Origin of the sequence: Chryseobacterium indologenes (genome assembly GCF_002025665.1) — a bacterium.
Taxonomy (GTDB): domain Bacteria; phylum Bacteroidota; class Bacteroidia; order Flavobacteriales; family Weeksellaceae; genus Chryseobacterium; species Chryseobacterium metallicongregator.
Map to the genome: position 1 here is coordinate 1,558,603 of NZ_CP018786.1, position 25,780 is coordinate 1,584,382.

Sequence of the window (25,780 nt, forward strand, 5' to 3'; positions counted from 1 at the left end):
TACTTGTGGATTTGGATTCTACGGAATGACAAACAGAACGCTGAATTTATCCATACATTTTGTCGTCTCGCCAAATATTAGTTTGGAAAACTGAAAATTCCCATCCTTTGGAGGGGTGGCGAAAATTCAAAGAATTTTTGACGGGGTGGTTTTGAAAAATACATGATAAAAAAATCCGCAGAAAACTTCTGCGGATCTATATTTTGAACAATTTCGCCTTTTGCGATTTTGCCTGGTTACTTCTTAATTTTCTCTGAACTCACTGATGAAGTGTAATTTCACATTCGGGAATTTCTCCTGAGTCATGTGAATGGTGAAAGAAGAGTCAGCAAGAAATACCAATTGATTGTATTTGTCTCTCGCCAGGAATCTCTGCTTTAATCTTGCAAATTCTTTGAATTCTTCAGACTTCTCATCAGCTTCTACCCAACATGCTTTGTGCATAGATAGCGGTTCATAAGTACATTTTGCACCATATTCATGCTCTAGACGATATTGGATAACTTCATACTGAAGGGCTCCAACCGTTCCAATGATCTTTCTTCCGTTCATTTCAAGCGTAAATAACTGTGCCACTCCTTCATCCATCAGTTGATCAATACCTTTCGCCAATTGCTTAGCTTTTAAAGGATCGTTGTTATTGATATAACGGAAATGTTCAGGAGAGAAGCTTGGAATCCCTTTGAAGCTTAATTTTTCTCCGCCAGTCAATGTATCTCCGATTCTGAAACTTCCTGTATCATGTAAACCAACGATATCACCAGGGAAACTTTCTTCCACCACTTCTTTCTTGTCTGCAAAGAATGCGTTAGGAGAGGAGAATTTCATTTTTTTACCTTCTCTTACCAATAAGTAATTCTCGTTTCTTTTGAAGGTTCCCGAAACAATCTTTACGAAAGCAAGTCTGTCTCTGTGCTTAGGATCCATATTCGCGTGGATTTTAAAAACAAATCCTGTGAAAGTGCTTTCCTCAGGTTTTACCAGACGGGTATCACTTTCCTTAGGTTGTGGCATTGGAGCAATATCAATAAAAGCGTCCAATAATTCACGTACTCCAAAGTTATTTAAAGCTGATCCGAAGAATACCGGCTGAAGATCACCTTTCATATAATCTTCACGGTTAAATTCAGGATAAACAGACTGGATCAGATCAAGCTCTTCTCGTAAAGTTTTTGCTGCTTTTTCACCAATAACATCATCAATAGAAGTATCATTGATGTCATCAAACTTAATAGAATCTCCAACTTTCTGCTTTTTCTCTTCTAAAAATAACTGAATATTGTCTTCCCAGATGTTGTAAATTCCCTGGAAGTCGCTCCCCATACCAATCGGTAAAGAAAGAGGGCAAACCGTTAATCCTAATTTTTGTTCTACTTCATCCAAAAGATCGAAGGCGTCTTTACCTTCACGGTCCAGTTTATTGATGAAAACCAGCATTGGAATGTTTCTCATTCTACACACCTGTACCAGTTTTTCAGTTTGTTCCTCAACCCCTTTTGCAACGTCAATTACAACGATTACGGAGTCTACAGCAGTTAATGTTCTGTAAGTATCCTCAGCAAAGTCTTTGTGACCTGGAGTGTCTAGAATGTTGATTTTGTGATCTCTATATTCAAAAGCCAATACGGAAGTTGCTACAGAGATCCCTCTCTGTCTTTCAATTTCCATAAAGTCGGAGGTAGCTCCTTTTTTTATTTTGTTGGATTTTACCGCACCCGCTTCCTGAATTGCTCCACCGAAAAGAAGTAACTTTTCTGTAAGAGTTGTTTTTCCGGCATCCGGGTGGGAAATGATCCCGAAGGTCTTTCTTTTTTGTATTTCTTTGATTAAGTCTGACATATCGTATTTTGAAGTTGCAAAAATCGTGATTTTTTACGAGGTTTTCAAATTTTAATTAAGACAATGTTAATTAGATAAAATAATAGAAGGATATTCAGGTTTCAGAATGATGAATATAGCTATGAAGCGGTCAATAGCTGGCTTTTCTTCAATGCAGCTTATCAGACTATTATTTTTATTAGCAACATAAAAACATACACCAATCCTGCAGCAATCAGGATAATAATGGCTGCCATGATGTATTCAAATATCCCAAATTCTGTTTTTTGTGGTTCTGAACTAAGATTATATTGATCAATCGCCTGCTGACTTATTCTCAGATCCGGACGAAAGTGTTGAATCCCTTTTAGAAAATGGCGGTACAGATCATATTGGTTGCTTACAATTACCAGTTCAAAATTGAAATCAACACGTGTCGGTCCAACTTCCCCTGCTTTATTTTTAAGGTAGACCTGCAATGTCGTTTTGCCATATTTTACGGTCTGGGTGTTGAAAACATGTACATCAGTGGATGAGTTCTGAGCTGGCTGAAGTTCATGATATAACAGTGTTTCAATGATTGCATTCCGGCTGTTGTAAAATGTTACTCCTTTTTCATCTACAACCGCTTTTCGTACCTTTTGTTTTTTTCTGTAAGTTAAAGCCATTATCAAAGCGATACAACAAAATATAAGAAGCAGTTGGGCAATAAGAAGCGTGAAAAAAATGCCAAGATCATGTTCCAAATATTGCCAGAAATTATTATAAATAAGATTAAAAACAACCCCGATTACCACCATAATCAGAATGACAGCGATCCAGAGAATTCCCATTAGAAAATAAGTAATGGGTGTGTTGATTTTAGATTCTATAGTCTGGAACTTTTCAATCATATTAATTCTTAGCCTAAGTTAACAAAAAAACAAGCCCGCATATAAGTGCTGTAATAATAAGTGCGGCCAGCATTAAAAGGCAGCCTCCTAAAGAAATTCCTTTACTGTTCACTTTCCAGGTTTCCGTATCAATAGAGTAGTTACGAAAAACAAAAGGATCTATTGTTAAATCAGGACGGAAAGTGACAATGCCATGCAGAAAGTGGGCATACAAAATAGATTTGTTTTTTACCACTTTCAAAGGAAGATTCATGTCAATACGTCTTGTAGTCTCGCTTTTTTTATCTGATAGAATTGTTACCTCCAGTAAAGGAGCGATTCCTGATCCCACCGGATTAACTGTGTAAATATCAAAATTCTGTTTTGAAGACCGGAGATCCGTGTAGAGGATCTGATCCACAATTTCATTTCGTGAATTATAAAATAAAAGTCCGGTTTCATCAACTACAATTCTACGGGCTAATTTTTCTCTTTTGATCACATAATGGCGGATAACAGGAATCAAAATCAATAGTGAGATTCCCCAGCTGATCAGGGCAGGGTACAGCATGGCTTCAAATCCTCTTTTATATATTCCGTAGATAGGACCTAAAACAAAAAGCAAAGTGAAAGGAATAAAGATCACAAAGAAAAGTACATTCAGAAAAATAGTCATCAGTTTGTTGGTTGTAGATTCAATTCTTTGAAACGGAGATTCTGTATTCATTTTGTGCTGTTCATGGATAAAGGAACGAAAATAAGAAATTCCTTTTTTAGTTGCCTGTAGCAGTCAAAAAAATTATCTTTGTTTCTCATAAACTTTTACAGAGAAAGGATGGGAAATAGCAAATATCCGAAGTTTACGTTCACATGGTTTGGCGGTGTTGTTTTGGTGGTTGGATTATTCGTGGGAACAATGGCCGTTTCTTTATTCAGTACTTTTTGGAAAGTTGTTTTCCGGGAAAATATTGAATTGAAAGACTGGTTTCTGATGGTGGCGAATTCTGTGGGATTCCTTACAGCTATTGCTTTCTTCGATTTTTTCGTTGTAAGACGTACCACTCAAAAGAAGCTTAATTTCAACTTATCATCGGTTAATTTTTCTACCTATCTTCTCATCTTTCCAATGATGGCAGGGATGATGTTTATTTCTGAATTTATTGCTGCTCAGATTCCGACTACCGGGCCGTTTTTCGGTGACTTTTATGAATATTTTACTCAGTTGATGAGCCAATTGACAGATAATCCTGTTATCATGATTATCATGACGGTAATCATGGCGCCGATTTTTGAGGAAATTATATTCAGAGGAATTATTCAGAAAGGATTGATCAATAAAGGAGTAGAACCATGGAAAGCAATTTTATATGCCTCCATTATTTTTGGAGTGGTTCACGGAAATCCATGGCAGTTTATCAGTGCAGTGATGCTCGGCTGCGTACTGGGATTAGTCTATCATAAAACAAAGTCTTTACTGATGCCGATATTGCTGCATGCGTTTAATAATTTAACACTGTCGTTATTGGTTCTTTATGGTAAAGATGAGAGTTTTGCAAAGGTTCTTCATGTTTCAGAATGGCTTGTACTAGCTGTTGGAATTATACTTTTCTCTTTGTTCTACTATCTTTTTATGAAAAAGTATAAAGTACATTATGCTGAAATGTAAGTAACCCGGTTAAAAAAGTAAAATTGAAAATGAATATAGAAATGGAATTATTAGTAGCGACACACAACGAACATAAAAAAGAAGAAATCCAACAGATACTGGGAAGTGATTGCGTGGTGAAAAGCCTTACCGATTATAATATTCACGAAGAAATTGTAGAAGATGGAGATTCTTTTCATGCCAATGCCCAGATCAAGGCCAAATATTGCTTTGAAAGAACAGGGGTTCCAAGTCTGGGAGATGACAGCGGTTTGGTAGTCGAATCTTTAGACGGAAGACCGGGAATTTTCTCTGCCCGTTATGCCGGAGATCATGATTTCGCCAAAAATATAGAAAAGGTATTGGAAGAAATGCAGGGAATTGAAAACAGAAAAGCTTATTTTGTGACGGTTCTGTGTTATTATGATGAAAATGGTGCTCAATATTTTGAAGGAAGAGTTCATGGAAATTTACTGACAGAAAATAAAGGTTTCAAAGGCTTCGGATATGATCCGATTTTTGTTCCTGAAGGATACGAAAGAACATTTGCAGAAATGGATCCTGAAGACAAAAACAAGATCAGCCACCGTAAACAGGCATTAGACCTATTTATGGATTTTTTAAAAGTAACTGATTAAGTTTAAATATCAGGAAGAAATCTCCATTTATATTTTCTGTTGTACATTTGTTATCATAAATTATTGATTTGAGTACTTATTTAACAATATTAGGCTTTAACTCTGCGATTCCAACCATCAATACATCACCTACAGCACAGCTGCTGGAAATGGAAGAAAGGCTCTTCCTGATTGATTGTGGAGAAGGTACACAGGTACAGCTGAGAAAGGCAAAAGCAAGATTTTCAAAAATCAATCATATTTTTATCTCCCATCTTCATGGAGATCATTGTTTCGGACTTCCGGGGCTTATAGCCTCTTTCCGCCTTTTAGGAAGAGATATGCCTTTGCATGTTTATGGTCCTAAAGGAATTAAGAAGATGATGGAAACCATTTTTCAGATTACAGAAACCCATCGTGGCTTTGAAGTGATTTATCATGAACTGGATAAAGATTATTCTGAAAAAATATATGAGGATAACAGAATAGAAGTATACACTATTCCATTGGATCACAGGATTTACTGTAATGGGTATCTTTTTAATGAAAAACCGAAAGACAGACATCTTAATATGAAAGAGATTGCCAAGTACAGCGAAATTGAAACCTGTGATTATCACAATATCAAAGCAGGAAAAGATTTTGTACTAAGCGATGGTTATATCCTTAAAAATGAAATTCTGACTGTTGATCCGGCTCCATCAGTATCCTATGCGTTTTGCAGTGATACCCGCTATCTTGAAAGTGTGATTCCTATTATTAAAAATGTAACGGTTTTGTATCATGAATCCACATTCTTACATGATCTGAAGGAAATGGCAGATTATACAGGTCATACCACAGCTTTGGAAGCAGCTACCATTGCTCAGAAAGCTCAGGTTGGAAAGTTGATTTTAGGTCACTTTTCCAACAGATATGGAGATCTGACAGTATTTACTGATGAGGCAAGAGAAATATTTCCCAATACATTTTTACCAAAAGCATTGGAGAGTGTAAAGATTTAGAATGAATATGTTGAAATTAGAAGAACTCAGAGATTTTCTCAACGAAAAAGCAGATCAGTATAACGCTCCTGATTTTATTGAAAATGATCCGATACAGATTCCGCATCGTTTTTCTTTAAAACAGGATATTGAAATTGCTGGATTTCTGGCAGCCACAATCTCCTGGGGAAACAGAAAGTCGATCATTAATTCTGCAGATAAAATGCTCGATATTATGGGGAATTCTCCCTATGATTTTGTGATGAATTACTCAGAAAAAGATCTGGAAAGTATTCAGGATAAAAGCATTCACAGAACGTTCAACGGACAGGACTTTTCCTATTTCATCAGACAGTTCAACAGAATTTATAAAGAAAATGAAAGCCTGGAAATTCTATTTGACGTAAAAAAAACGGAGCATAACTTTCTCCATGCCATAGAACGATTCAGAAACGGATTTCTGGAAACAGAAAAACACAGAAGCCATAAACACGTCAGTTCTCCTTACAAAAACTCCTCTGCAAAAAGGATTATTATGTTTTTGAGATGGATGGTGCGTCAAGACAAAAGGGGAGTAGATTTTGGAATTTGGGAAAAAATAGATCAGAAACATCTTTCCATTCCTCTGGATGTGCATACCGGAAATATCTCCAGAAAACTGGGGTTGGTTTCCAGAACACAAAATGACTGGAAAACAGTAGAGGAGCTGGATATTGCCATTAGAAAATTTGATGAAAAAGACCCTGCAAAATATGACTTTGCATTGTTTGGATTAGGAGTAACAAAGGAACTGTTGTAAAAATATAAAGGATGAAAAAATATAACGAGAAAACAGAAGTTCTTGAAAAAATTGCAGACAGTATTACCTCATGGATAGGATCTATCCAGTCTCTGGTTGTGCATACCCTCTTGTTTCTTACTTCGTTTTTGCTTCCGATGCTGAATATTGTTGATTTTGATAAAATGCTTCTTATCCTGACGACTGTACTTTCTCTGGAAGCCATTTATCTGGCAATCTTCATTCAGATGTCTGTGAATAAAAGCCACGAGAAAATTGAAGATATCCAGGAAGATATCGAAGACATTCAGGAAGATATTGAGGAAATCAGCGAGGATATAGAAGAAATCAGCGAAGACATTGAAGAAATCAACGAGGATATAGAAGATATCCAGGAAGATATTGAGGAAATCAGTGAGGATATTGAAGAAATCAATGAAGACGAAGATGAAGAAGATCATAATGAAAGAGCGAAAAACGTAATACTCAAGAGCAATGTAAGCTCGAATAAGAACGAAATTAAAGCGTTAAAAGATATTATCTCCCAGTTGCAGAATGAAATAGACCAGTTGAAAAAAGATGATAAACTGCCGGAATAATGACAATTAAAATATAAACAGATCAATAACATTGATCTGTTTTTTTATGTCTGAATTTTTGGGTTTAATGATTTATGGAAAATGTAACGATAAGAAAAATTCATTATGAATGTAGGTGTAGAAATAGAAAATACTAATAGGTGAGGGTGAATTAGTATGATTATTTTTGCTACATTTGAACAAATGAAAACAAAATGTTAATCTATAGACTAAAAAACTATTTTTTCCTTTTTTCTTTTTTATTGATTTCTGCTTCTGCATTTTCTCAAACGAGGCCTGTCAGAAAATCAGAAAAGATAAAACCTTCTGCTGCAGCTCTCAGGGCCGGAGCATTCATTGATGTGAATGTACCTCCTTATACGCCTTCAAACTATACGCCAGAGCAGTTGGTAAAGAATATTTTGATCAATGGAGGGACTAACTGTACAACAGCCAATGTTACCAACGTTACAGTATCTCCTAATCATGAAGTAGGCAACAGCAACAGATTCTGGGGATATTTTCATAAAGGAACAACCAATTTTCCTTTTACGGACGGGATTGTCCTGACTACAGGATATGCTTCCGAAGCAGGTAATAATTATGTATCTGCGGTTGGACAATCAGTGGGAACAGGAAGTGATGCGGATCTTGTAGCAGCTACCGGAGCCAATGTCAGCTTAACGGATGCAGTAGCTCTTGAATTTGATTTCGTCCCGAATTCAAACCAGGTGAAATTTAACTATATATTCGTTTCTGATGAATATACTTCCAATTATCCTTGCTTGGGTTATTCCGATGCCTTTGCCCTTTTATTAAAGAAAGTTGGAGATCCTACCTATACGAACCTGGCTGTATTGCCCGGAGGTGCAGGACCTGTAAGTGCAACCAATATTGTTCCTGCAGGAAATGGATTCAGCTGTGGGCCTATCAATGCAACTTTTTTTGGAGCTTTAGCGAACCCGCATCTGATTATTAATTATTTTGGAAGAACAACACCTTTAACCGCTGTTGCAGATGTAATTCCAGGGCAGACATATCATTTTAAAATGGTATTGGCAGATGCAAAAGACCCTTCCCATGACTCTGCAGTTTTCTTGGAAGGAGGATCTTTTGACGTTGGAATTAAAATTGTAGATGAAGCTGGAGTAGTTTTACCAGGCACCATCAACATGTGTGATAATACTCCGAAACAGTTAAAAGCACAGGTAGCAGCAATTCCAGGGATGACTTATCAGTGGTATAAAGATGGAGTAGCTATTCCAGGGGCAACCAGTGCTGTGTATGTAGCTACCCAACCGGGAGTTTATACGGTAAAAGTAATGGTTCCGGGGAATCAGTGTCCAAGTGAAGCTACTATTACCATTATCGGAGGAACGAGCCCTACCGTACAGAATGCTGAACTTAAACTCTGTACAACACCTGCAATTACCAGTTTTAATCTGGAAACAGCAAAACCTTTGATCAGTACAACGCAGGGAGCCGTATTCCGTTTTTATGCAAATCAGGCTGATGCACAAGCTCAAAATAACAGCTACATCACCAATCTGACCAGCTACGCAGGAACAGATGGACAAATATTATATGTACTGGTTTCAAATGGAGCTTTCTGTAGTAAGATTGCAACATTAACTTTAAGAAAAGAAGAGACACCAACGGCTTTACTTACCGCACCAAGATTGAAAATCTGTGCCGGAGAATCTGTATTGCTTACAGCTACAGGTGGAGTAACATACCAGTGGAGTGATTCTGCAAGTACCACCGGAGGAATAAGAACCGTAAGCCCTACTCAGACTACCACCTATACTGTATATGCTATCGGAGCTCAGGGATGTAAATCTCTTCAGCCGGCACGTATTACCATTGAAGTAGTACCGGCCATTGTTTCAAACTTAAAAGGTGGCCACATCTGTCAGGGTGATAAAATTGTTCTGGATGCAGGTTCAGGTCCCGGATATACTTATCAATGGAGTTCTGGTGAAACAAGTCAGAGCATTACAGTAGCTACTCCTGGAGAATATTCGGTAACGATCAGTAACGGAGTTTGTTCAAAAGAGTTCAAAACTCAGGTTATTAAAGCCGTAATCCCTGAAGTAATAAAAGTAGATTATAGTGAGAATGGAGTTATGATTGTTACAGCAAGCAATCCAAGTAACGGTATCCTTGAATATTCAGTAGATAACGGAGTTACATGGCAGTCTTCAAATGTGTTTAATAATGTGCCTAAAAATAAAGTCATTTCGATCAGAGTTAGGGTTAAATTTACCAGCTGTGTAGGTTTTCTTGAATTCTTTACATTCGTGATGAAAAATGTAATTACTCCAAACGGTGATAATATTAATGATGTCATTGATTTCAGCGGTGTGGTTAACTATAAAGATTTCAGCGGACAGGTTTTCGACCGATATGGAAGAGAAGTGTTCAAAGCAGCGAAGATTAATCCATATTGGGACGGATATTTCCAGGGCAAAAAGCTTCCTACTTCTACCTATTGGTATCAGGTAACCTTCGAAGATCCTGCAAGTAAAGAACTTACTGTAAAAACAGGATGGATATTACTTAAAAATATAGAATAATTTTAAACTATAACTGAAAGACTGACTATTTCGTCAGTCTTTTTTTATTATTTTAAAATAAACAGAGTTGATATTCTAATATAAATAAATTTGCGTTAGTAATAATGTAAATTGTGTTAACTTGAATTTCAATCAAAAAAAATAGTATTTTTGTTCAAAATAATATAAAATGTTAAATAGGAGGAGAGGAAATTTATTTTTAGCGTTATTTTTAGCTTTCATGGGGAACTTTATTTGGGCTCAAAATAAAGGAAGGGTAGAAATTGCTGCAAAACCTAAAGCTGCTTCTTTGAGGGCAGGTGTTTTTATAGATGTAAACGCACCTAGTTACCCGGAATCCGGCTATCCTATAACCCAACTTATAAATGATGTACTTATATCCGGAGGTAGCACTTGTACCAGCTCAACGGTAAGCAATGTGACAGTTTCTCCAAACGTGTCTGCTACCAGTCAGAACCGAAGCTGGGGATATTTTAATAAATCAAATACCAACTTTCCTTTCAGTAAAGGGATTATACTTTCAACCGGATATGCCAATAAAGCAGGGAATACTTTTCAAGGAACTTTAAGTGATGATCTTGGAACCGGAGGAGATGTAGATCTTGCGAACGCTTTAGGGATTGCTAACAATAACCTGACCAATGCAACCTCTATAGAGTTTGACTTTGTAGCTGCTTCTACTGAAATTACTTTCAGGTATTTATTTGCTTCTAAAGAATATCAGCAAAACTTTCCATGTACTATTACAGATGGTTTCGCTTTGCTGTTAAAAAAATCCACTGATCCTACTTATACCAATCTTGCAGTGCTTCCGGGAGGAGCCGGACCTGTAAGTGTAACGAATATTCACCCACAATATCAAAACTGTGGGCCTAAAAATGAAGCTTATTACGGAGGAACCAATACCGCTCAGATTGAAACTAATTTTAATGGGCGTACCATTCCTCTTACTGCTAAAGCAACCGTAATTCCAGGACAAACCTATCATTTTAAAATTGTGCTGGCGGATTATCAGGATCCAAATTTTGATTCAGCTGTATTTCTTGAAGCCGGATCATTCGATATCGGGGTGAAAATTCTTGATCCGGCAGGTGTACAGCTTCCTGGATCTGTAAATATGTGTGATAACACGCCACAGACTTTTACAGCTTCTGTTCAGGGACCCAATATTACCTACCAGTGGTATTTAGGTACTAATGCGATTCCAGGTGCTACAAATGCAAGTTATACTGCAACACAGCCAGGGGTATATACCGTTAAGGTTTTCATTCAGGGAAATACCTGTCCGGGAGAAGCCACGATCACTGTGGTAGGTGGGACGTCTCCTACAGTACAGAATGCTACATTGACAGCCTGTTATGCTGCGGGAAATGCAACTTTTAATTTAACATCAGCACAAGCTTCAATAAGTACCACACCGGGAGCTGTGTTTACCTATTATACCACATTGGCGGATGCTAATGCAGGAAATGCAAACACAATTCCTAATCCAACAGCTCATCAGAGTGCAGGTGGAACAGTGTACGTAAGAGTAGCAAACGGTTTCTGTGCAAAAGTAGCACAACTCCAATTGGTAAAAGCGCCACAAATGACGCCTACTATTGCTCCTCCGGCTGTACTTACCTGTGCTAACTCTCAGACTACACTGGATGCGTCAGCCTCTGTTTATCCGGCAGGAGCTACTTTCAACTGGACAACTACAGGAGGAAATATTGTTTCAGGAGGAACTACTTTAAACCCTGTTATTAATGCAGCAGGAACATATACTTTAACGATTACAAAAGTTTATCAGCCTGGAAATATCAGTTGTACAGCTGTAGGAACTGTAACCGTAACAGGAAACAGTGCTCCACCAGTTACCGGGCTTACAGCAAGCAAAATAAAAATCTGTAAAGGAGATTCTGTAACACTTACCGCTTCAGGCGGAGCTACCTATAACTGGGGTAATGGTCTTACAGGAAATGGAAGTACACAAGTTGTTTCGCCTACTGTTACCACTACTTATACCGTAACAGCAGTAGGCGCAAATGGTTGTGTCTCTCAAAACCCTGCAACGATAACAATAGAAGTTTCAGAACCTTTTACAGCACAAAATGCAACACTTCATAAGTGTTATCAGCCAGGATTAACATATAATCTTACAGAAGCTCAGCCTCAGATTACAACTACTACAGGCGTTACTTTTACCTACTATATCAATCAGGCTGATGCTAACGCTGCTAATGGAAACTTTATTGCAACACCTACAACATATACACCTCCAGGAGGAAGCCAGACTATTTATGTGTTAGTAAGCAATGGAGGTTGTAGCTATGTCGTATCTCTGCAATTATTAAGCACAGCCCAAACTACTCTTACCATTGCTGCACCACAAACAATTACCTGTACAACTCCTCAGATTACTATCAATGCTTCGACATCTGTTGTGCCTGCAGGATCTACAATTGCATGGACAACAACCGGAGGAACTATTGTTTCAGGAGGCAATACCCTTACACCTGTTGTAAGCGCTGGGGGAACTTATACTTTAACGGTTACTAACATATCACAACCAGGAAACCTGAGCTGTACGTTTACTGCTACAGTAACAGTTCAGGAAGATAAAGTACAACCGGTTGCTACATTGGTTTCTTCACAACCTCGTATTTGTGTGGGAGAATCTGTAACACTAACTGCTTCCGGAGGGGTAACCTATAACTGGGGCAATGGTCTTACAGGAAATGGAAATACTCAAGTGGTTTCACCTACTACAACTACTGTATATACGGTATTTGCAGTTGGAGCTAATGGGTGTATTTCTGCAACGCCAGCAACTGTTACAGTTCAGGTAGGTCCACCAATAGCAGGTCTTACCGCATCTAAATTAAAAATTTGCGAAGGTGAATCTGTAACATTAACTGCTACAGGAGGAATCACTTATAACTGGGTAGGCCTTACAGGAAACGGAAACACACAGGTAGTTACGCCTACTGTAACAACAGAATATTCAGTATATGCATTAGGAGGAAACGGATGTAGCTCTGTGAATCCGGCTAAAGTTACTATTGAAGTAGTTCCGGCGATCGTTTCTACATTAAAAGATGTATTTGTTTGCGCTGGAGATAAAGGAACTCTGGATGCCGGGGCAGGACCCAACTATACTTATGTATGGAGTACAGGAGCAACGACTCAAACGATAACGACTAATATTCCAGGAACGTATTCTGTGATAATCAGCAATGGGGTTTGTTCCAAAACATTCTCTGCACAGCTTATTAATCCTGATCTGCCACAGTTTACCAATATTGTTTATGATAACCATATTCTTACACTTACGGCAAGTAATCCTACAGGTGGAACTTTAGAATATTCTATAGATGGAGGATTGACATGGCAGTCATCCAATGTATTTACAGGTATTTTGAATAATACGATGTATTCTGTAATGGTAAGAGTGAAAGGTGCAAAATGTGGTACTTCTCTGGATTACTTTACATTTATTATCAGCAATGCCATTACTCCTAATATGGATGGAGTAAATGATACAATCGACTTCACTGGAATAAGCGGATACAAAGACTTCGCAGCTTCAATTTTCGACCGATATGGAGCGGAAGTATTCAAAGCAAGCAAAGGTAATGTTATATGGACAGGATCTTTAAAAGGAATCAATCTTCCTACTGCTACTTATTGGTACAGGGTACAATGGGAAAATCCGGCAAGCAAAAAAATGGAACAACGCTCCGGTTGGATTCTCTTAAAGAACAGAAACTAGATATTTATTAAGATAAAAATCAACAACAAAATCTTTCAGCAATGAAAGATTTTGTTGTTTTTAAGAATAAATATTGTTGCGTTTTGTGAATTATTTGGAATAGGAGAGGAATATGTTAAAATTTTTTGTAATACAATGCTACCACACCATTTATGATTTGTCCGAATAGGGATTGATTAATGAAAATTTACTATAAGAGGTTCTTATTTTGTTTTTTTATGGTAAAAAATATAAATATGTATATGATATATTTAAAAAAAAATTAAATTTGTTGAAACAAAAATATTATGAGAAGATATCTACCGCTTTGTTTATTTTTTTTAGTCATCTCGACTTTTTTATTTTCACAGGATCTGCCTCCGCGAAAACACGCAAAAGAAATTCCTTCAAATCTATCCAGAAGAGCTGGTGTTTTTATTGATGTAAACGCTCCGCAGTATCCTGAAACCGCTTACACTATTGAAAAAATGGTTAAAGATGTATTGATCTCATCCGGGACCAATACCTGTCTTACTCCCAATGTAACCAATGTGAAGATTACTCCTAACCACGCTCCAAGTGATGCCGATAGAGCATGGGGATATTTTCATAAAGCTACAACCAATTTCCCTTTTAAAGACGGGCTTATTCTTTCTACAGGGTATGCAAGAAGAGCTGGTAACACCTTTGAAGGTGGGCTTAGTGATGTCAACGGTGGAGGATCAGATGCTGACCTTGCACAGGTGATTGGAGTAGTGGAAAGTAGATTGAATGATGCTGTGCTTTTAGAGTTTGATTTCGTTCCAACAACCTCTCAGATTAAATTTAATTATCTGATCGCCTCAGAAGAATATACAGGCTCATTCCCTTGTACCTTTGCAGATGCATTTGCCATCTTATTGAGACCTACTTCAGGTGGACCTTATGTAAATATGGCTGTTCTTCCGGGAGGAGCAGGACCGGTAAGTATTACCAATATCCACCCTGCAATTGCAGGTAGTTGTGGTGCCGTAAACGAACAATATTTTGCAGGATATAACACAGGGAACGTTGAAACAAATTTTAACGGGAGAACGATTCCATTGACTGCTACGGCAACAGTAGTAGCAGGACAGCAATACCACTTCAAAATGGTAATTGCCGATTATAGTGACCACAGTTATGACTCTGCAGTATTCCTTGAAGGTGGATCTTTCAATATCGGAGTAGACCTTTTAGATCCTGCAGGAACAAAATTACCTTCAGACATCAATGTATGTGATAATGTACCTCAGGTAATTACAGCTTCTGTAAACGACCCTAACCTTGTGTATCAGTGGTTCTATAACGGTACACCAATACCTAATGCAACGACTAATACAATTACTGCAATACAGCCTGGTACTTATACTATCGAAGTAAGTGTTCCTGGTAATCCTTGTCCGGGTAAAGCTTCCATACAGATTCACGGAGGAACAACACCTTTGGCTCAGGACGCAACATTGCTGCTTTGTACCACACCGGATATTACTACTTTTGATTTAAGTACAATTATGCCTACCATCAGCCCAACGCCAGGAGCTATCTTTAAATTCTACGAAAATCAGGCGGATGCTGTTGCACAGAATAACAACTATATTCAGACTCCTTTAAACTATAATGGTAACGATGGCCAGATTTTGTATGTTCTGGTTTCCAATGGAGGATTCTGTAGCAAAATTGTAGAATTGACGTTGCAGAAAGAAGCAACCCCAACCGCTAAAGTGAAAGCTTCCAGAATAAAAATCTGTCCGGGAGAATCTGTAACCCTTACCGCCGAAGGAGGAGATACTTATCTTTGGAGCAATTTCATGGGAACAGGGAATATGCAGACCGTTACTCTATATCAAACCACAACATTTACAGTATATGCACTGGGAGCAAAAGGATGTAAATCTCTGAATCCAGCAACAATTAGAATTGAAGTAACCCCAGAAATTACTTCTACATTAAAAGATGTTGAAATGTGTGTAGGTGATATTGTAACGCTGGACGCAGGAGCTGGTGATGGTTACAAATACCTTTGGAGCACAGGTGCTACAACGCAGAAAATTAATGTAAACCAATGGGGTATTTACTCAGTGGAAATTGATAACGGTATTTGTAAGAAAGTTTTTGAAGCTAAAGTAATGGGAGCAGCAACTCCTTTCGTTACCGCTTTAAATTATGAAAGTATCAAAAAGTCAGTGACAATTACAGCTGAAAACCCACCAATGAACAATACGCCAAGCACTTTGGAATATTCTATTGACAACGGTATTACATGGCAGGATTCCAATGTATTTACTAACCTTTTAGATAATACAAACTATACTGTTTTAGTAAGAAGAGTAGGAACACATTGTGTGGGATCTCTTGAATTCTTTACATTGCAGATTAACAATATCATTACTCCGAACGAAGATGGAATCAACGATGTACTGGATCTTAAGGCTCTTGGAGACTTTAAAAACTTTACAGGTTCTATATATGACAGATATGGAGTGGAAATGTTCAGATTCTCAAAAGAAAATCCTGTATGGGACGGAACAGTAGGTGGTAAGAGACTTCCTACAGCAACATACTGGTATAAGTTCAACTTTGAGTATCCAAAATCAAAAGCTCAGATGAACTGGTCAGGATGGATCATGCTGAAGAACAGAAACTAAAATTGATAATGTACTATAAAAGAAAGCCTTTCGAATTTATTTGAAAGGCTTTCTACTTTTAACGAATAAGATTATTGTATTTTATTCAACAAAAAAGCTCCTGATAGAGGAGCTTTTACAATAATTGTCTTATTGATTTTCTTTCCAGAGATTCGCAAAGTGTATAAAATCTGCTACACTTAGTTCTTCCGCTCTCTTATCTAAAAATTCATGTCCTTTTAAGGCTTCAGGAATGTTTAATGATTTCAGAGCATTAGACAGCTTTTTTCTTCTTTGGTTGAAGCCTGTTTTTACAATCTGCTTAAACAGAACCTCATTGCCTGCAAGTCCTTCCTTAGGATTTCTTGTAAGTCTGATGACTCCCGATTTTACTTTTGGTGGAGGATTGAAGACGTTCTCATGTACCGTAAACATATAAGATACATCATAATAAGCCTGTATCAGAACAGAAAGAATACCGTAATCTTTAGTTCTCGGAACAGCAGCCGTTCTTTCAGCAACCTCTTTCTGGAACATTCCCACCATTTCCGGGATCAATTGGTAATGATCTACAATCTGAAACAGAATCTGTGACGAAATGTTATAAGGGAAATTTCCAATGATAGCAATCTGATCGTCTTTGATAAAACTGAAATCCTGCTTCAGGAAATCTCCTACAAAAGTCTCTTCCGTTACTTTTGTATAATTGTTTTTCAGGTATTCAATAGATTCTGTGTCTATTTCGGCAAGATAAATGTTCTGATCCTTTTCAAGAAGATATTTGGTAAGAACTCCCATTCCGGGACCTACTTCCATGATGTTGTTATAGTTCTCAAAACTAAGACCTTCTACGATTTTTCTTGCGATATTTTCATCTGTCAGGAAGTGCTGTCCAAGATGTTTTTTTGCTTTTACACTCAAAGTTTTTTATGATTTTATTAACAGTGATTTTCTTTATTTCGTCCCAAATTTCGGAAGATTTTTTCTATTTTAGCCAAAAATTTTAATATTAATGGCTAAATCTGTAGATGAATTTAATAAGAAAAGGCTTCGGTCCAGCAATATTACAGTAGTGATAAGTATTGCCTTAGTGTTATTTTTGTTAGGATTAATGGGGCTTATTCTGATTAATGCCCAGAAGTATTCTGACTATATCAAAGAACAGTTGGTGGTGAACGCCTACTTTGATGAAAACTATGACGCTAAAGATTCTGTAAAAATTGCAAAACTTGAGGAAGAAACTTTTAAAAAGGTACAGTTATTAGCTCCTGTAAAAAAAGCGACTTATATTTCAAGGGATATGGCGGCTAAAGAAGCCAAAAAAACTATGGGAATCGACAGTGATGCACTGTTCGAAGAAAATATTTTCCCTTCCTCTATTGAAGTAGCTTTAAAACCTGAATTCGTGGATCCAGCAAAAATTGATGAAGCCATCAAAGAGATCAAATCTGTTCCAGGAATTATCGATGTTAAAAATGACAGTACTTTAATGGTAGATGTCTACAATAACCTGAGCAGAATTCTGAAATGGATTTTAGGATTTTCAATACTGTTCCTGATATTGGCGGTTGTATTGATCAACAACTCTATCCGTCTGAAGATATTCTCGAAGAGATTTATTATTAAAACAATGCAGCTGGTAGGAGCGAAAAGAAGATTTATCCTTAAACCTTTCATTGTAGAAGCTATTATTCTGGGAGCTATCGGCTCTGTAATAGGTCTTATTGCATTAGGTGGAGTTTGGTACTATTTCACAAGTCAGATTGGTTCAGCTTTCGTGCAGGACAACAATCAGTACTTCTGGTTAGTTATCCTGGTACTGGGTGTTGGAATTTTTATTTCTGTCTTAAGTACTATTTTCGCTACATGGAGATTCTTAAAATCAAACGTTGACGATTTATATTACTCTTAATAATGAGCAAAAAAACAAATAAATTTTCCGCTTCAGACTTTGGACATGAAGCTGAAGTACCACAGGAAAACGCTTTCTATTTCGGACAGCAGAATTTCAAATGGATGCTGATCGGATTAGCATTTATTGTAGTAGGATTTCTACTGATGATGGGGCCCGATGCCAATACTGTAGATGGGAAATTTGATCCTAACTCATGGAATGACGATATCTTTTCTATCAGAAGAATCAGAATAGCACCTCTGTTTGTTGTTATAGGATTTGTCATAGAAGTGTATGCGATCTTAAAAAGAAAATAAATAAAATAATTTTATTTAAGGATTAAAAAATTTAAGAATTGAAAGATTTAAGCCAATGTGCTGATTTTTTAATTCTTAAATCTTTTAATCTTTTAATTTTTTAAAGGAATATGGATTTAATCAAAGCAATTATTATTGCCATTGTAGAGGGGTTAACAGAATATCTTCCGATTTCTTCTACTGCACATATGGGATTTACTGCAAATCTTATGGGATTGGAGGAAACAGAATTTTTAAAAATGTTTCAGGTGTCTATTCAGTTTGGAGCTATTTTATCTGTGGTAGTAGCCTATTGGAAAAAGTTTTTTGACTTAAATAATATTCAGTTCTATTTCAAACTTGCATTTGCAGTAGTTCCGGCATTGGTGTTAGGATATTTATTTGATGATAAAATTGAAGCCGTTCTTGGAAATCAGATTGCTATTTCTTCCGTATTGGTTTTGGGGGGTGTTGTTTTACTGTTTGCAGATAAATGGTTTAAAAACCCTAAAATTGATGATGAAAAAGGAATTACTATAAGAAATGCTGTTACCATTGGTTTCTGGCAGTGTCTTGCGATGATGCCGGGAACAAGCCGTAGTGCTGCTTCTATCATTGGAGGAATGGCACAAGGGCTTACCAGAAAAGCCGCGGCAGAATTCTCTTTTTTCCTTGCAGTTCCTACTATGCTTGCGGTAACTGTATATTCTGTTTTCGTAAAAACCTGGGGAAAAGAAACGGCCAATCCACAGAAAGGATATGAAATGATTATGGCTTCTCAGGATCACATTATGATCTTTGTTGTAGGAAATATTGTAGCATTTATTGTCGCACTTATTGCGATCAAAGCGTTCATTGGAGTGCTTAATAAATATGGATTTAAACCTTGGGGCTGGTACCGTATTTTTGTTGGAGTTGCCTTGTTGATTTATTTTTATTTCTTTAAATAAGAAATCTTTTATACCATTCATGACTGCTGAAGAACTGAAATCAGGATACATTTTTTTATTGGATAAGCCTTTGGACTGGACTTCCTTCCAGGCTGTCAATAAAATGAAATATAAACTTAAAAGGGAGTTTGATCTTCCTAAAAAATTTAAAATCGGACACGCCGGAACTTTAGATCCCAGAGCAACTGGGCTTCTTATCGTCTGCTGTGGAAAATTTACAAAGAAAATTCCGGAGATTCAGGATGCTCCCAAAGAATATTGGACAGAGATTAAGATAGGTGTACAGACAGAATCTTACGATACTGAAAAGCCTGAAATTCTTCAACAGGAGATTTCCCATATTACTGAAGAACAAGTAATAGAAGTATTGGAAAAATTTGTTGGGGAAATTGAACAAAAACCACCTGTTTATTCGGCTATTAAAATTGATGGTGAAAGAGCTTACAACCTTGCCAGAGCTGGTGAAGAAGTGGAAATGAAAGCAAGAAAAACAACGATTCATTACATCAAGGATATAAAAATTGATTTTCCTTTGGTAAGTTTTATGGTTGGATGTTCAAAAGGAACTTACATCAGAAGTCTTGCCCATGATATTGGCCAGGAATTGGGAGTAGGAGCTTATCTGACACAGCTAAGACGTACCAAGATTGGTGAGTATGCCATTGAAGATGCTACAGATCAGTTCCTGAATAACGAGTACAGATTCGAAGGTCTGTAAAAATTAAATTAAAAATTCTCAGGATATTGAGAATAGTGCATCACCAGAAAGTATTGTTTATGGTTTGACTGCCATAGGGATATTATTTTCTTCCTAACTTTGTATTAGGAAATACTGGGAATATAAGCTGATGGTTTTTTCATAAACTTACATTATGAAAGTACTATTTTCAGCAATAAAAATTATACCGGCTACGGAAAAGACTAATGGAAAAAACGCGTATCAATAAATATTTATCAGAAGTGGGATACTGTTCAAGAAGAGCAGCAGATAAACTTTTGGAAGAAGGAAGAATCAAGATAAACGGGAAAATTCCTGAACTAGGAACCAAAGTTTCTGATGAAGATCTTGTAGAAGTAGACGGAAAACCAATCAGAGAGCCTCAGGAAAAACCTGTGTATATCGTTTTTAATAAACCTGTGGGAATTGTTTGTACTACAGATACAAAACGTGAAAAAAATAATATTGTAGATTATATCAACCATCCCAAAAGAATTTTTCCTATCGGAAGACTGGATAAACCAAGCGAAGGACTTATCTTCTTAACGAGTGACGGTGATATCGTCAATAAAATTCTTAGAGCGCGAAATAACCACGAGAAAGAATATCTTGTTCGTGTAGACAAGCCTATCACACCAAGATTTTTGGAAAAAATGCGAAACGGCGTTCCAATACTTGATACCGTGACTAAAAAATGTGAGGTAGAGAAGATTGATGAAATGAATTTCAGAATTGTTCTTACTCAGGGACTCAACAGACAGATCCGAAGAATGTGTGAATATCTTGGATACGAAGTGAAAAAACTGAAACGAATCCGTATCATGAATATCAAACTTGATTTGCCGGTCGGTAAATGGAGAGATATGACAGACGAAGAACTTAATACACTCAATTCTTTGCTGGCAGATTCTAGTAAAACAATTGATTAAAAATATCTAAAATACTTTAACGGTTTCAATTTCATGCTTTCCGCTATTAACTATGGGAAGCATTATTTGCTATTGCTATTTATTATTTTTCACGTATTGGTGTAATATATTTTATTTTTCTTTGAAAATGTTTTATATTTATAATACCAACAATAATAACCTGAAAATCATGAAATTAAAACTTAATTCAGTTCTAGTATTGATTACTTTGGTAATAGTAGTGAGTTGTCAAAATGATAATCATAATCCGGATCATTCGCATGATTCTTCGTTTTACATTGATTACAGAAGTTTAAAAGGATTACCAGACGGAATTGCCGTTATTGAACTCGATCCTGAAGCACCCAATTTTGGAAATATCAGCAGCAAACTTGAATTGGGCATTGGTGTACTGCCACATCATATTTATTACAATCAGAATGCCAATAAAATGTTTACAACTGCTTTGGGAGGCAGCTATCTCTATGAGGTAAAAACCGGGGAAGACCAAAACGGGCAACCCATATTATTGAACGCAACTCCTGTTGATACGGGTGAGAATACGGTAGGGGAAAATTTATTTTTCACGAATGACGGAAGATATTTTATGACCTTTATGGGTGGGGCAGGAGGACCAAAAGATGGTAGTATAGGTGTTTTTAATGCGGCCAATAATCAGCTTATCAAAACGATTAAAGCACCCATTCAAACTAATCCCAATAGGTTTATCATGTATCCACACGGCATTTCCATTAATGAGGAAAAAGGATTGATGATGGTATCATCCACTATTCACCCTGATCTTACTACCGGAATGGGTAATACCTGTACTTTATTAGATCTCAATACTTACGAAATAAAGGAAACCTATCAGGTTGCAGACTCTCCGACTGATTTATCAGCTCCTGTAGAAGTATTGTTACTGCGCGGAAAGTTCCCGCAATATGCACTTGCTACAACAATGCTTGGTGGAGATATCTGGATAGCTCCCTATAATGTTACAACAAAAAAATATGATGCTTTTACTAAGATTTTTGATGGTAGTGCAAAAGGTTTAGGCTGGGCACTCGAAATGTATATTGATGACTCCAACAAATTGTATGTAAGTTTTGCGGAACCTGGAAAAGTACTTGTCTTTGATATTAATAATCTCCCTCAGCTAAAGCTTTTGAAGACTCTTGATGCGGATAAAGGTGCACATCATATGGCTTTCTTTAAAACCAAATCCGGAAAAGAGGTAGTTGCGGTACAAAATAATTTATTGGATCTTCCCAACTTAAATTCCGGTACGATTAGTATAATTGATATTAATACTGAGAAAAAATTAGGCACAGTAGATTTACGTAATAAATACGGAATATTGCCGGAATCCATTGAAGGAACTAATGGGCCAAGCAACTATATGCATCACTGAAATGTAAAATATTATTTTACAGTACATATAACTCTTCCAGAATATTATTTTGGAAGAGTTTTAGCCAATGTAGGGTTCATGTTATTTTACATATAATTTCATTCTTTCTTCATACTCAGGTTTCAGTTTTAAAAGTTTCCATATTTTTTTATCATCAGGATTACTGATCCGGTAGAATATGATTTTGTCTGCTGAATACTTGAAATAAGGATGATTTTTAAGCCATTCTTCAGGGGCTTCTACTAATGAATATCGGGGAACATTTGATATATTCAACGGGGCTATTGAAATCAGTTTTTGAACCAGATTCTGATCTATGTTGTAGGTGGTTAAAATTTGCTGCTTATTCATAAAACCTCCCAGTTTCTTTCTGAAGCCAATTATTGAGCCTGCACTTCTTTCATCCAGTCCAAATTCTATAAGCTGCTTGAAAGTAATGGTATTAAGATCTGTTTTTGAAAAATCTGTTTTTTCCTGTTGTTTTTCCTGAAGTTTGATATAAGGTTTCATCTCCTGAAATTTCTCGGCGGAGATCACAAAACATTTCTGCAGATCTTCTAAGCTTTTGAAGTTTCCCCGTAAATTCCTGTCTCGGTAATTGATGATAGTGATTGCTTGCTTTTCTGAAAATCCCAGTGCTTTCCACTCATCTAGACCAAGCTGATTAGGATCAAATGGATGATATTGAATCTTGGATTTTACAGGATTATTCTTTCCGAAATTCCTGAAGTTTTCCGGAGTTTTTGTCGGAAGCAAAAGATAAGGAGCAAGTTTACTGTAATTTTCCGGAGAGATGATGAAACATTCTTTAAACTTTTCTTTACTGATAAAACTTCCCCCAAGATAATTTCTATACTTTATAATGGCTTCTGCCTGTCTTTCACTAAAGCCCATTTTAAGCCAGTCATTGGCAGAAAACTGATCAGGATTGAATTTTCCAGAAATTATAATTCCTTTCTTTTCATATGTAGTGAATCTTTTGGAATTTCCTTTTTCTGATATTTCAGGAAGCAAAATAAAAGCGGCCAGTTCACTGAATTTCTCTTCAGAAATAGCATAACATTTTTTCAGTTGCTCTTTTGAAGTAAATGTTCCTCCTACAATATCTTTATACTTCAGAATGGTCGCTGTTTGTTTCTCTGAAAATCCAAGTTTCTGCCACTGTTCATTGTTCAGCGCATTGGGATCAAAATCTGATAGGTTTACTGGTATTAAAGCATCTTTGACGAACATAACTTCAGGAAACGGTTCTTTTTCACGGCTGGTATATTTCTGATAGACCAATAAAACAGTCAGCAATGTGACCATAAATGCCAATTTTTGGTAGTAGCTTTTTCTCATCATGTAGTAAACTTATTGATAAAAATAAATTATGGCAATAGTTGATAATGAATTAGTTAAATATGATATAGAGAAAGTGTTTTATTGTTGATAAGCTAATAGGAATATTGCCTTTTGGGTGATATAATTTCTTAATTGATACTGAATTCTCTGATTAGAATTTTATTTTTAACACGACAGGTTCTGTCGCTGCGGATAGATATTTTTGCATTATAATAAGATAAATTGTAATACAACATAAAGTAAATTTGATTATTAATAGTATGATTTATAGCAGGTTGAAGTATGATGATTTTCGTGTCTTAAAAAGTACTAAATTCGCTTCGTTTTAATAAACTAATTACTAACTCAAAAAACAACACGGGAATGAGAAAATTTTATCTCAGTGCATTTACCTTATGCACGGTTCTGGGTGTATCTGCCCAGGAAGTGATGTGGCAAAAAGACATCCAATCCTCTACCCAGGATTTTCTGAGCCAGGTCACCACAACCATTGATCAGCAGTATCTGATCACAGGAAGTTCTATTCAGAGCAATAAGCAACAGGCTTCAGGCAGTAAGCAAAACAACGGTTATGATTTTCATTTGGTAAAACTCAATCAACAGGGACAGGAAGTCTGGGAGAAATATTTCTCAGGACAAAACCATGATTACCTGTCTGCGACTGTTACTACACAGGATGGAGGTTTTTTACTAGCCGGAACATCTTATTCAGGAAAAGGATTAGACAAAAAAGACGATTCTAAAGGCGGTTCAGATATCTGGCTGATCAGAATCAATGAATTTGGTGATGAATTGTGGCAGAAAACTCTGGGAAGTTCTTCCGATGAAGAAGCAAGATCTGTTATTCAAACTACCGATTTAGGATTCTTTGTGGCCGGAAATATACAGAACTCACCCAAAGGATACGGTTCAAAAGATGTTTCAATTACCCGATTAGACAAAGACGGAAAAGAACTCTCCCAATTAATTTTAGGCGGAAAAGGCTTGGATGAAGTGGAAAAGATGATTCCAACAAGAGATGGAGGTGCACTACTTGGGATTTATTCCAGGAGTTCCGAGGTTCGTGATTCGGGATCTGAACAAGGTTCCGGGATGCGAGGTGCGGGTTCTGCATCAAACGTTCAAAACCCGCACCTCGTATCCCGAAACTCGAAACAAACTGAAAACTTCGGTGAGGGTGATTACTGGATCGTAAAGCTCGACAAAAATGGAAAAGTAGAATGGGAAAAGAATTTTGGAGGAAAAGGAGATGATCATGTCAGAACTTTGGCTTTAACTTCAACAGGTTTCATCATTGGCGGAGAATCAAGATCAGAAAGATCAGGAAACAAAACCGTAGGCATTGAAGAAGGAACAGACCTTTGGCTGATTGCTCTCAATGAAAGAGGAGACGAGCAGTGGCAGAAATCTTACAATTTCAAAAACAGAGATATTCTAATGGGAATGAGTGTGATTCAGAGCCAAGATACAAGAACCAAGAATCAAGACTTTACAAAAGGAATATTGTTGGGAGGTTATACTCAGGCTGAAGGAAGAATCCAAACCGATGATGAAACCTTCTGGATGCTCTATCTGGACCAGAATGGAAATGAGCAGTGGAGAAAACACGTGAAGGGAGAATCCAGACAAAAAGAAGAAAGGCTTTCAGATTTAAAACTCAACAGAGACGGTTCGATTATTCTGGCAGGAACCAGCGCAGAAGAACTCGGAAAAGAGAACTGGAAAATTGTGAAACTGGGCGATAAACAGGTAGATCAGCTGATTGAAAAATACGATATCAAAATCTATCCCAACCCTGTTTCTGATTATGCTTATGTAGAAATTGGCTTTGACTTTAAAGATGCTGATATTCTGCTGTACGATATGTCTGGTAGACAACTTCAGAGTATTAAAACCAAGAACAGAGTCACAAAGATCAATACCCAGGCTTTGGTACAGGGAGCTTACCTGGTGACGATAAAAACTGATACCAACAAAACGGCGAATGCCAAATTAATTAAGAAATAAACTG

General features: G+C 36.9%; 20 protein-coding genes. 15 read left to right on the forward strand and 5 right to left on the reverse strand.

Going from position 1 to position 25,780, the window contains the following annotated elements:
• Window positions 1-243: 243 nt before the first annotated feature.
• From BUE84_RS07025 to BUE84_RS07035, 3 genes are all read right to left on the reverse strand, one after another.
• On the reverse strand, window positions 244-1,839 hold the full coding sequence (locus tag BUE84_RS07025) for a peptide chain release factor 3 (protein WP_047432424.1): 1,596 nt from the start codon (window positions 1,837-1,839) through the stop codon (window positions 244-246).
• 161 nt (window positions 1,840-2,000) lie between these two features.
• Window positions 2,001-2,711, reverse strand: coding sequence for a hypothetical protein (locus tag BUE84_RS07030; RefSeq protein ID WP_079241016.1), 711 nt, complete (start codon window positions 2,709-2,711; stop codon window positions 2,001-2,003).
• 13 nt (window positions 2,712-2,724) lie between these two features.
• Window positions 2,725-3,417: a hypothetical protein gene (locus BUE84_RS07035; RefSeq protein WP_079241017.1), complete on the reverse strand. Its 693-nt coding sequence runs from the start codon at window positions 3,415-3,417 to the stop codon at window positions 2,725-2,727.
• 108 nt (window positions 3,418-3,525) lie between these two features.
• Between BUE84_RS07035 and BUE84_RS07040 the strand changes: the two genes are divergently transcribed.
• The 8 genes from BUE84_RS07040 (at window position 3,526) to BUE84_RS07075 (ending at window position 16,266) form a co-directional block, all read left to right on the forward strand.
• Window positions 3,526-4,356 carry a CPBP family intramembrane glutamic endopeptidase gene (locus BUE84_RS07040; protein ID WP_079241018.1) on the forward strand — a complete coding sequence of 277 codons (831 nt, stop codon included), beginning with the start codon at window positions 3,526-3,528 and terminating at the stop codon, window positions 4,354-4,356.
• Between the two features lie 29 nt (window positions 4,357-4,385).
• On the forward strand, window positions 4,386-4,973 hold the full coding sequence (gene rdgB / locus BUE84_RS07045; RefSeq protein WP_409993818.1) for an RdgB/HAM1 family non-canonical purine NTP pyrophosphatase: 588 nt from the start codon (window positions 4,386-4,388) through the stop codon (window positions 4,971-4,973).
• A 68-nt stretch (window positions 4,974-5,041) separates the two neighbouring features.
• The gene (locus BUE84_RS07050) at window positions 5,042-5,956 is read left to right on the forward strand and encodes a ribonuclease Z (protein ID WP_079241019.1); all 915 of its coding nucleotides are present in this window, start codon (window positions 5,042-5,044) and stop codon (window positions 5,954-5,956) included.
• Window positions 5,957-5,963: 7 nt separating this feature from the next.
• On the forward strand, window positions 5,964-6,734 hold the full coding sequence (locus tag BUE84_RS07055) for a TIGR02757 family protein (protein ID WP_079243877.1): 771 nt from the start codon (window positions 5,964-5,966) through the stop codon (window positions 6,732-6,734).
• A gap of 11 nt (window positions 6,735-6,745) precedes the next feature.
• Window positions 6,746-7,312, forward strand: a complete 567-nt coding sequence (locus BUE84_RS07060; protein WP_034695317.1) for a DUF1003 domain-containing protein — start codon at window positions 6,746-6,748, stop codon at window positions 7,310-7,312.
• 194 nt (window positions 7,313-7,506) lie between these two features.
• Entirely contained in the window at window positions 7,507-9,867 is a 2,361-nt protein-coding gene (locus BUE84_RS07065; RefSeq protein WP_079241020.1) for a choice-of-anchor L domain-containing protein, read from the forward strand.
• Window positions 9,868-10,036: 169 nt separating this feature from the next.
• Window positions 10,037-13,621 (forward strand): choice-of-anchor L domain-containing protein, encoded by a 3,585-nt coding sequence (locus tag BUE84_RS07070; protein WP_079241021.1) that lies wholly within the window; start codon window positions 10,037-10,039, stop codon window positions 13,619-13,621.
• Window positions 13,622-13,908: 287 nt separating this feature from the next.
• A complete protein-coding gene (locus tag BUE84_RS07075; protein WP_079241022.1) occupies window positions 13,909-16,266 on the forward strand; it encodes a choice-of-anchor L domain-containing protein in 2,358 nt (785 codons plus the stop codon).
• 129 nt (window positions 16,267-16,395) lie between these two features.
• Here the strand turns inward: BUE84_RS07075 and rsmA are convergent, their stop codons facing one another.
• Complete coding sequence (gene rsmA, locus BUE84_RS07080) at window positions 16,396-17,166, reverse strand: 16S rRNA (adenine(1518)-N(6)/adenine(1519)-N(6))-dimethyltransferase RsmA (protein WP_079241023.1); 771 nt, start codon at window positions 17,164-17,166, stop codon at window positions 16,396-16,398.
• 91 nt (window positions 17,167-17,257) lie between these two features.
• On the opposite strand from rsmA, the gene BUE84_RS07085 reads away from it, so the two are divergent.
• The 6 genes from BUE84_RS07085 (at window position 17,258) to BUE84_RS07110 (ending at window position 22,425) form a co-directional block, all read left to right on the forward strand.
• The gene (locus BUE84_RS07085) at window positions 17,258-18,157 is read left to right on the forward strand and encodes a cell division protein FtsX (RefSeq protein WP_079241024.1); all 900 of its coding nucleotides are present in this window, start codon (window positions 17,258-17,260) and stop codon (window positions 18,155-18,157) included.
• 2 nt (window positions 18,158-18,159) lie between these two features.
• Window positions 18,160-18,456: a DUF3098 domain-containing protein gene (locus BUE84_RS07090; RefSeq protein ID WP_079241025.1), complete on the forward strand. Its 297-nt coding sequence runs from the start codon at window positions 18,160-18,162 to the stop codon at window positions 18,454-18,456.
• 110 nt (window positions 18,457-18,566) lie between these two features.
• Entirely contained in the window at window positions 18,567-19,385 is an 819-nt protein-coding gene (locus BUE84_RS07095; protein WP_034695326.1) for an undecaprenyl-diphosphate phosphatase, read from the forward strand.
• A 19-nt stretch (window positions 19,386-19,404) separates the two neighbouring features.
• Window positions 19,405-20,103 carry a tRNA pseudouridine(55) synthase TruB gene (gene truB / locus BUE84_RS07100; RefSeq protein ID WP_079241026.1) on the forward strand — a complete coding sequence of 233 codons (699 nt, stop codon included), beginning with the start codon at window positions 19,405-19,407 and terminating at the stop codon, window positions 20,101-20,103.
• A gap of 206 nt (window positions 20,104-20,309) precedes the next feature.
• On the forward strand, window positions 20,310-21,032 hold the full coding sequence (gene rluF, locus BUE84_RS07105) for a 23S rRNA pseudouridine(2604) synthase RluF (protein WP_079241027.1): 723 nt from the start codon (window positions 20,310-20,312) through the stop codon (window positions 21,030-21,032).
• A gap of 169 nt (window positions 21,033-21,201) precedes the next feature.
• A complete protein-coding gene (locus BUE84_RS07110; RefSeq protein ID WP_145953220.1) occupies window positions 21,202-22,425 on the forward strand; it encodes a YncE family protein in 1,224 nt (407 codons plus the stop codon).
• Window positions 22,426-22,506: 81 nt separating this feature from the next.
• Here the strand turns inward: BUE84_RS07110 and BUE84_RS07115 are convergent, their stop codons facing one another.
• On the reverse strand, window positions 22,507-23,733 hold the full coding sequence (locus BUE84_RS07115) for a helix-hairpin-helix domain-containing protein (protein ID WP_238594383.1): 1,227 nt from the start codon (window positions 23,731-23,733) through the stop codon (window positions 22,507-22,509).
• Window positions 23,734-24,132: 399 nt separating this feature from the next.
• On the opposite strand from BUE84_RS07115, the gene BUE84_RS07120 reads away from it, so the two are divergent.
• Window positions 24,133-25,776: a T9SS type A sorting domain-containing protein gene (locus tag BUE84_RS07120; RefSeq protein WP_079241030.1), complete on the forward strand. Its 1,644-nt coding sequence runs from the start codon at window positions 24,133-24,135 to the stop codon at window positions 25,774-25,776.
• Window positions 25,777-25,780 lie beyond the last annotated feature (4 nt).

Coding starts and splice junctions, on each gene's coding strand:
- rdgB (WP_409993818.1), top strand. CDS start 4,386: ATGAATATAGAAATGGAATTATTAGTAGCGACACACAACGAACATAAA.
- rluF (WP_079241027.1), top strand. CDS start 20,310: ATGGAAAAAACGCGTATCAATAAATATTTATCAGAAGTGGGATACTGT.
- BUE84_RS07025 (WP_047432424.1), bottom strand. CDS start 1,839: ATGTCAGACTTAATCAAAGAAATACAAAAAAGAAAGACCTTCGGGATC.
- BUE84_RS07090 (WP_079241025.1), top strand. CDS start 18,160: ATGAGCAAAAAAACAAATAAATTTTCCGCTTCAGACTTTGGACATGAA.
- BUE84_RS07060 (WP_034695317.1), top strand. CDS start 6,746: ATGAAAAAATATAACGAGAAAACAGAAGTTCTTGAAAAAATTGCAGAC.
- BUE84_RS07095 (WP_034695326.1), top strand. CDS start 18,567: ATGGATTTAATCAAAGCAATTATTATTGCCATTGTAGAGGGGTTAACA.
- BUE84_RS07070 (WP_079241021.1), top strand. CDS start 10,037: ATGTTAAATAGGAGGAGAGGAAATTTATTTTTAGCGTTATTTTTAGCT.
- BUE84_RS07075 (WP_079241022.1), top strand. CDS start 13,909: ATGAGAAGATATCTACCGCTTTGTTTATTTTTTTTAGTCATCTCGACT.
- BUE84_RS07110 (WP_145953220.1), top strand. CDS start 21,202: ATGAAATTAAAACTTAATTCAGTTCTAGTATTGATTACTTTGGTAATA.
- BUE84_RS07055 (WP_079243877.1), top strand. CDS start 5,964: ATGTTGAAATTAGAAGAACTCAGAGATTTTCTCAACGAAAAAGCAGAT.
- BUE84_RS07030 (WP_079241016.1), bottom strand. CDS start 2,711: ATGATTGAAAAGTTCCAGACTATAGAATCTAAAATCAACACACCCATT.
- truB (WP_079241026.1), top strand. CDS start 19,405: ATGACTGCTGAAGAACTGAAATCAGGATACATTTTTTTATTGGATAAG.
- BUE84_RS07120 (WP_079241030.1), top strand. CDS start 24,133: ATGAGAAAATTTTATCTCAGTGCATTTACCTTATGCACGGTTCTGGGT.
- BUE84_RS07040 (WP_079241018.1), top strand. CDS start 3,526: ATGGGAAATAGCAAATATCCGAAGTTTACGTTCACATGGTTTGGCGGT.
- BUE84_RS07115 (WP_238594383.1), bottom strand. CDS start 23,733: ATGGTCACATTGCTGACTGTTTTATTGGTCTATCAGAAATATACCAGC.
- BUE84_RS07085 (WP_079241024.1), top strand. CDS start 17,258: ATGGCTAAATCTGTAGATGAATTTAATAAGAAAAGGCTTCGGTCCAGC.
- BUE84_RS07065 (WP_079241020.1), top strand. CDS start 7,507: ATGTTAATCTATAGACTAAAAAACTATTTTTTCCTTTTTTCTTTTTTA.
- BUE84_RS07035 (WP_079241017.1), bottom strand. CDS start 3,417: ATGAATACAGAATCTCCGTTTCAAAGAATTGAATCTACAACCAACAAA.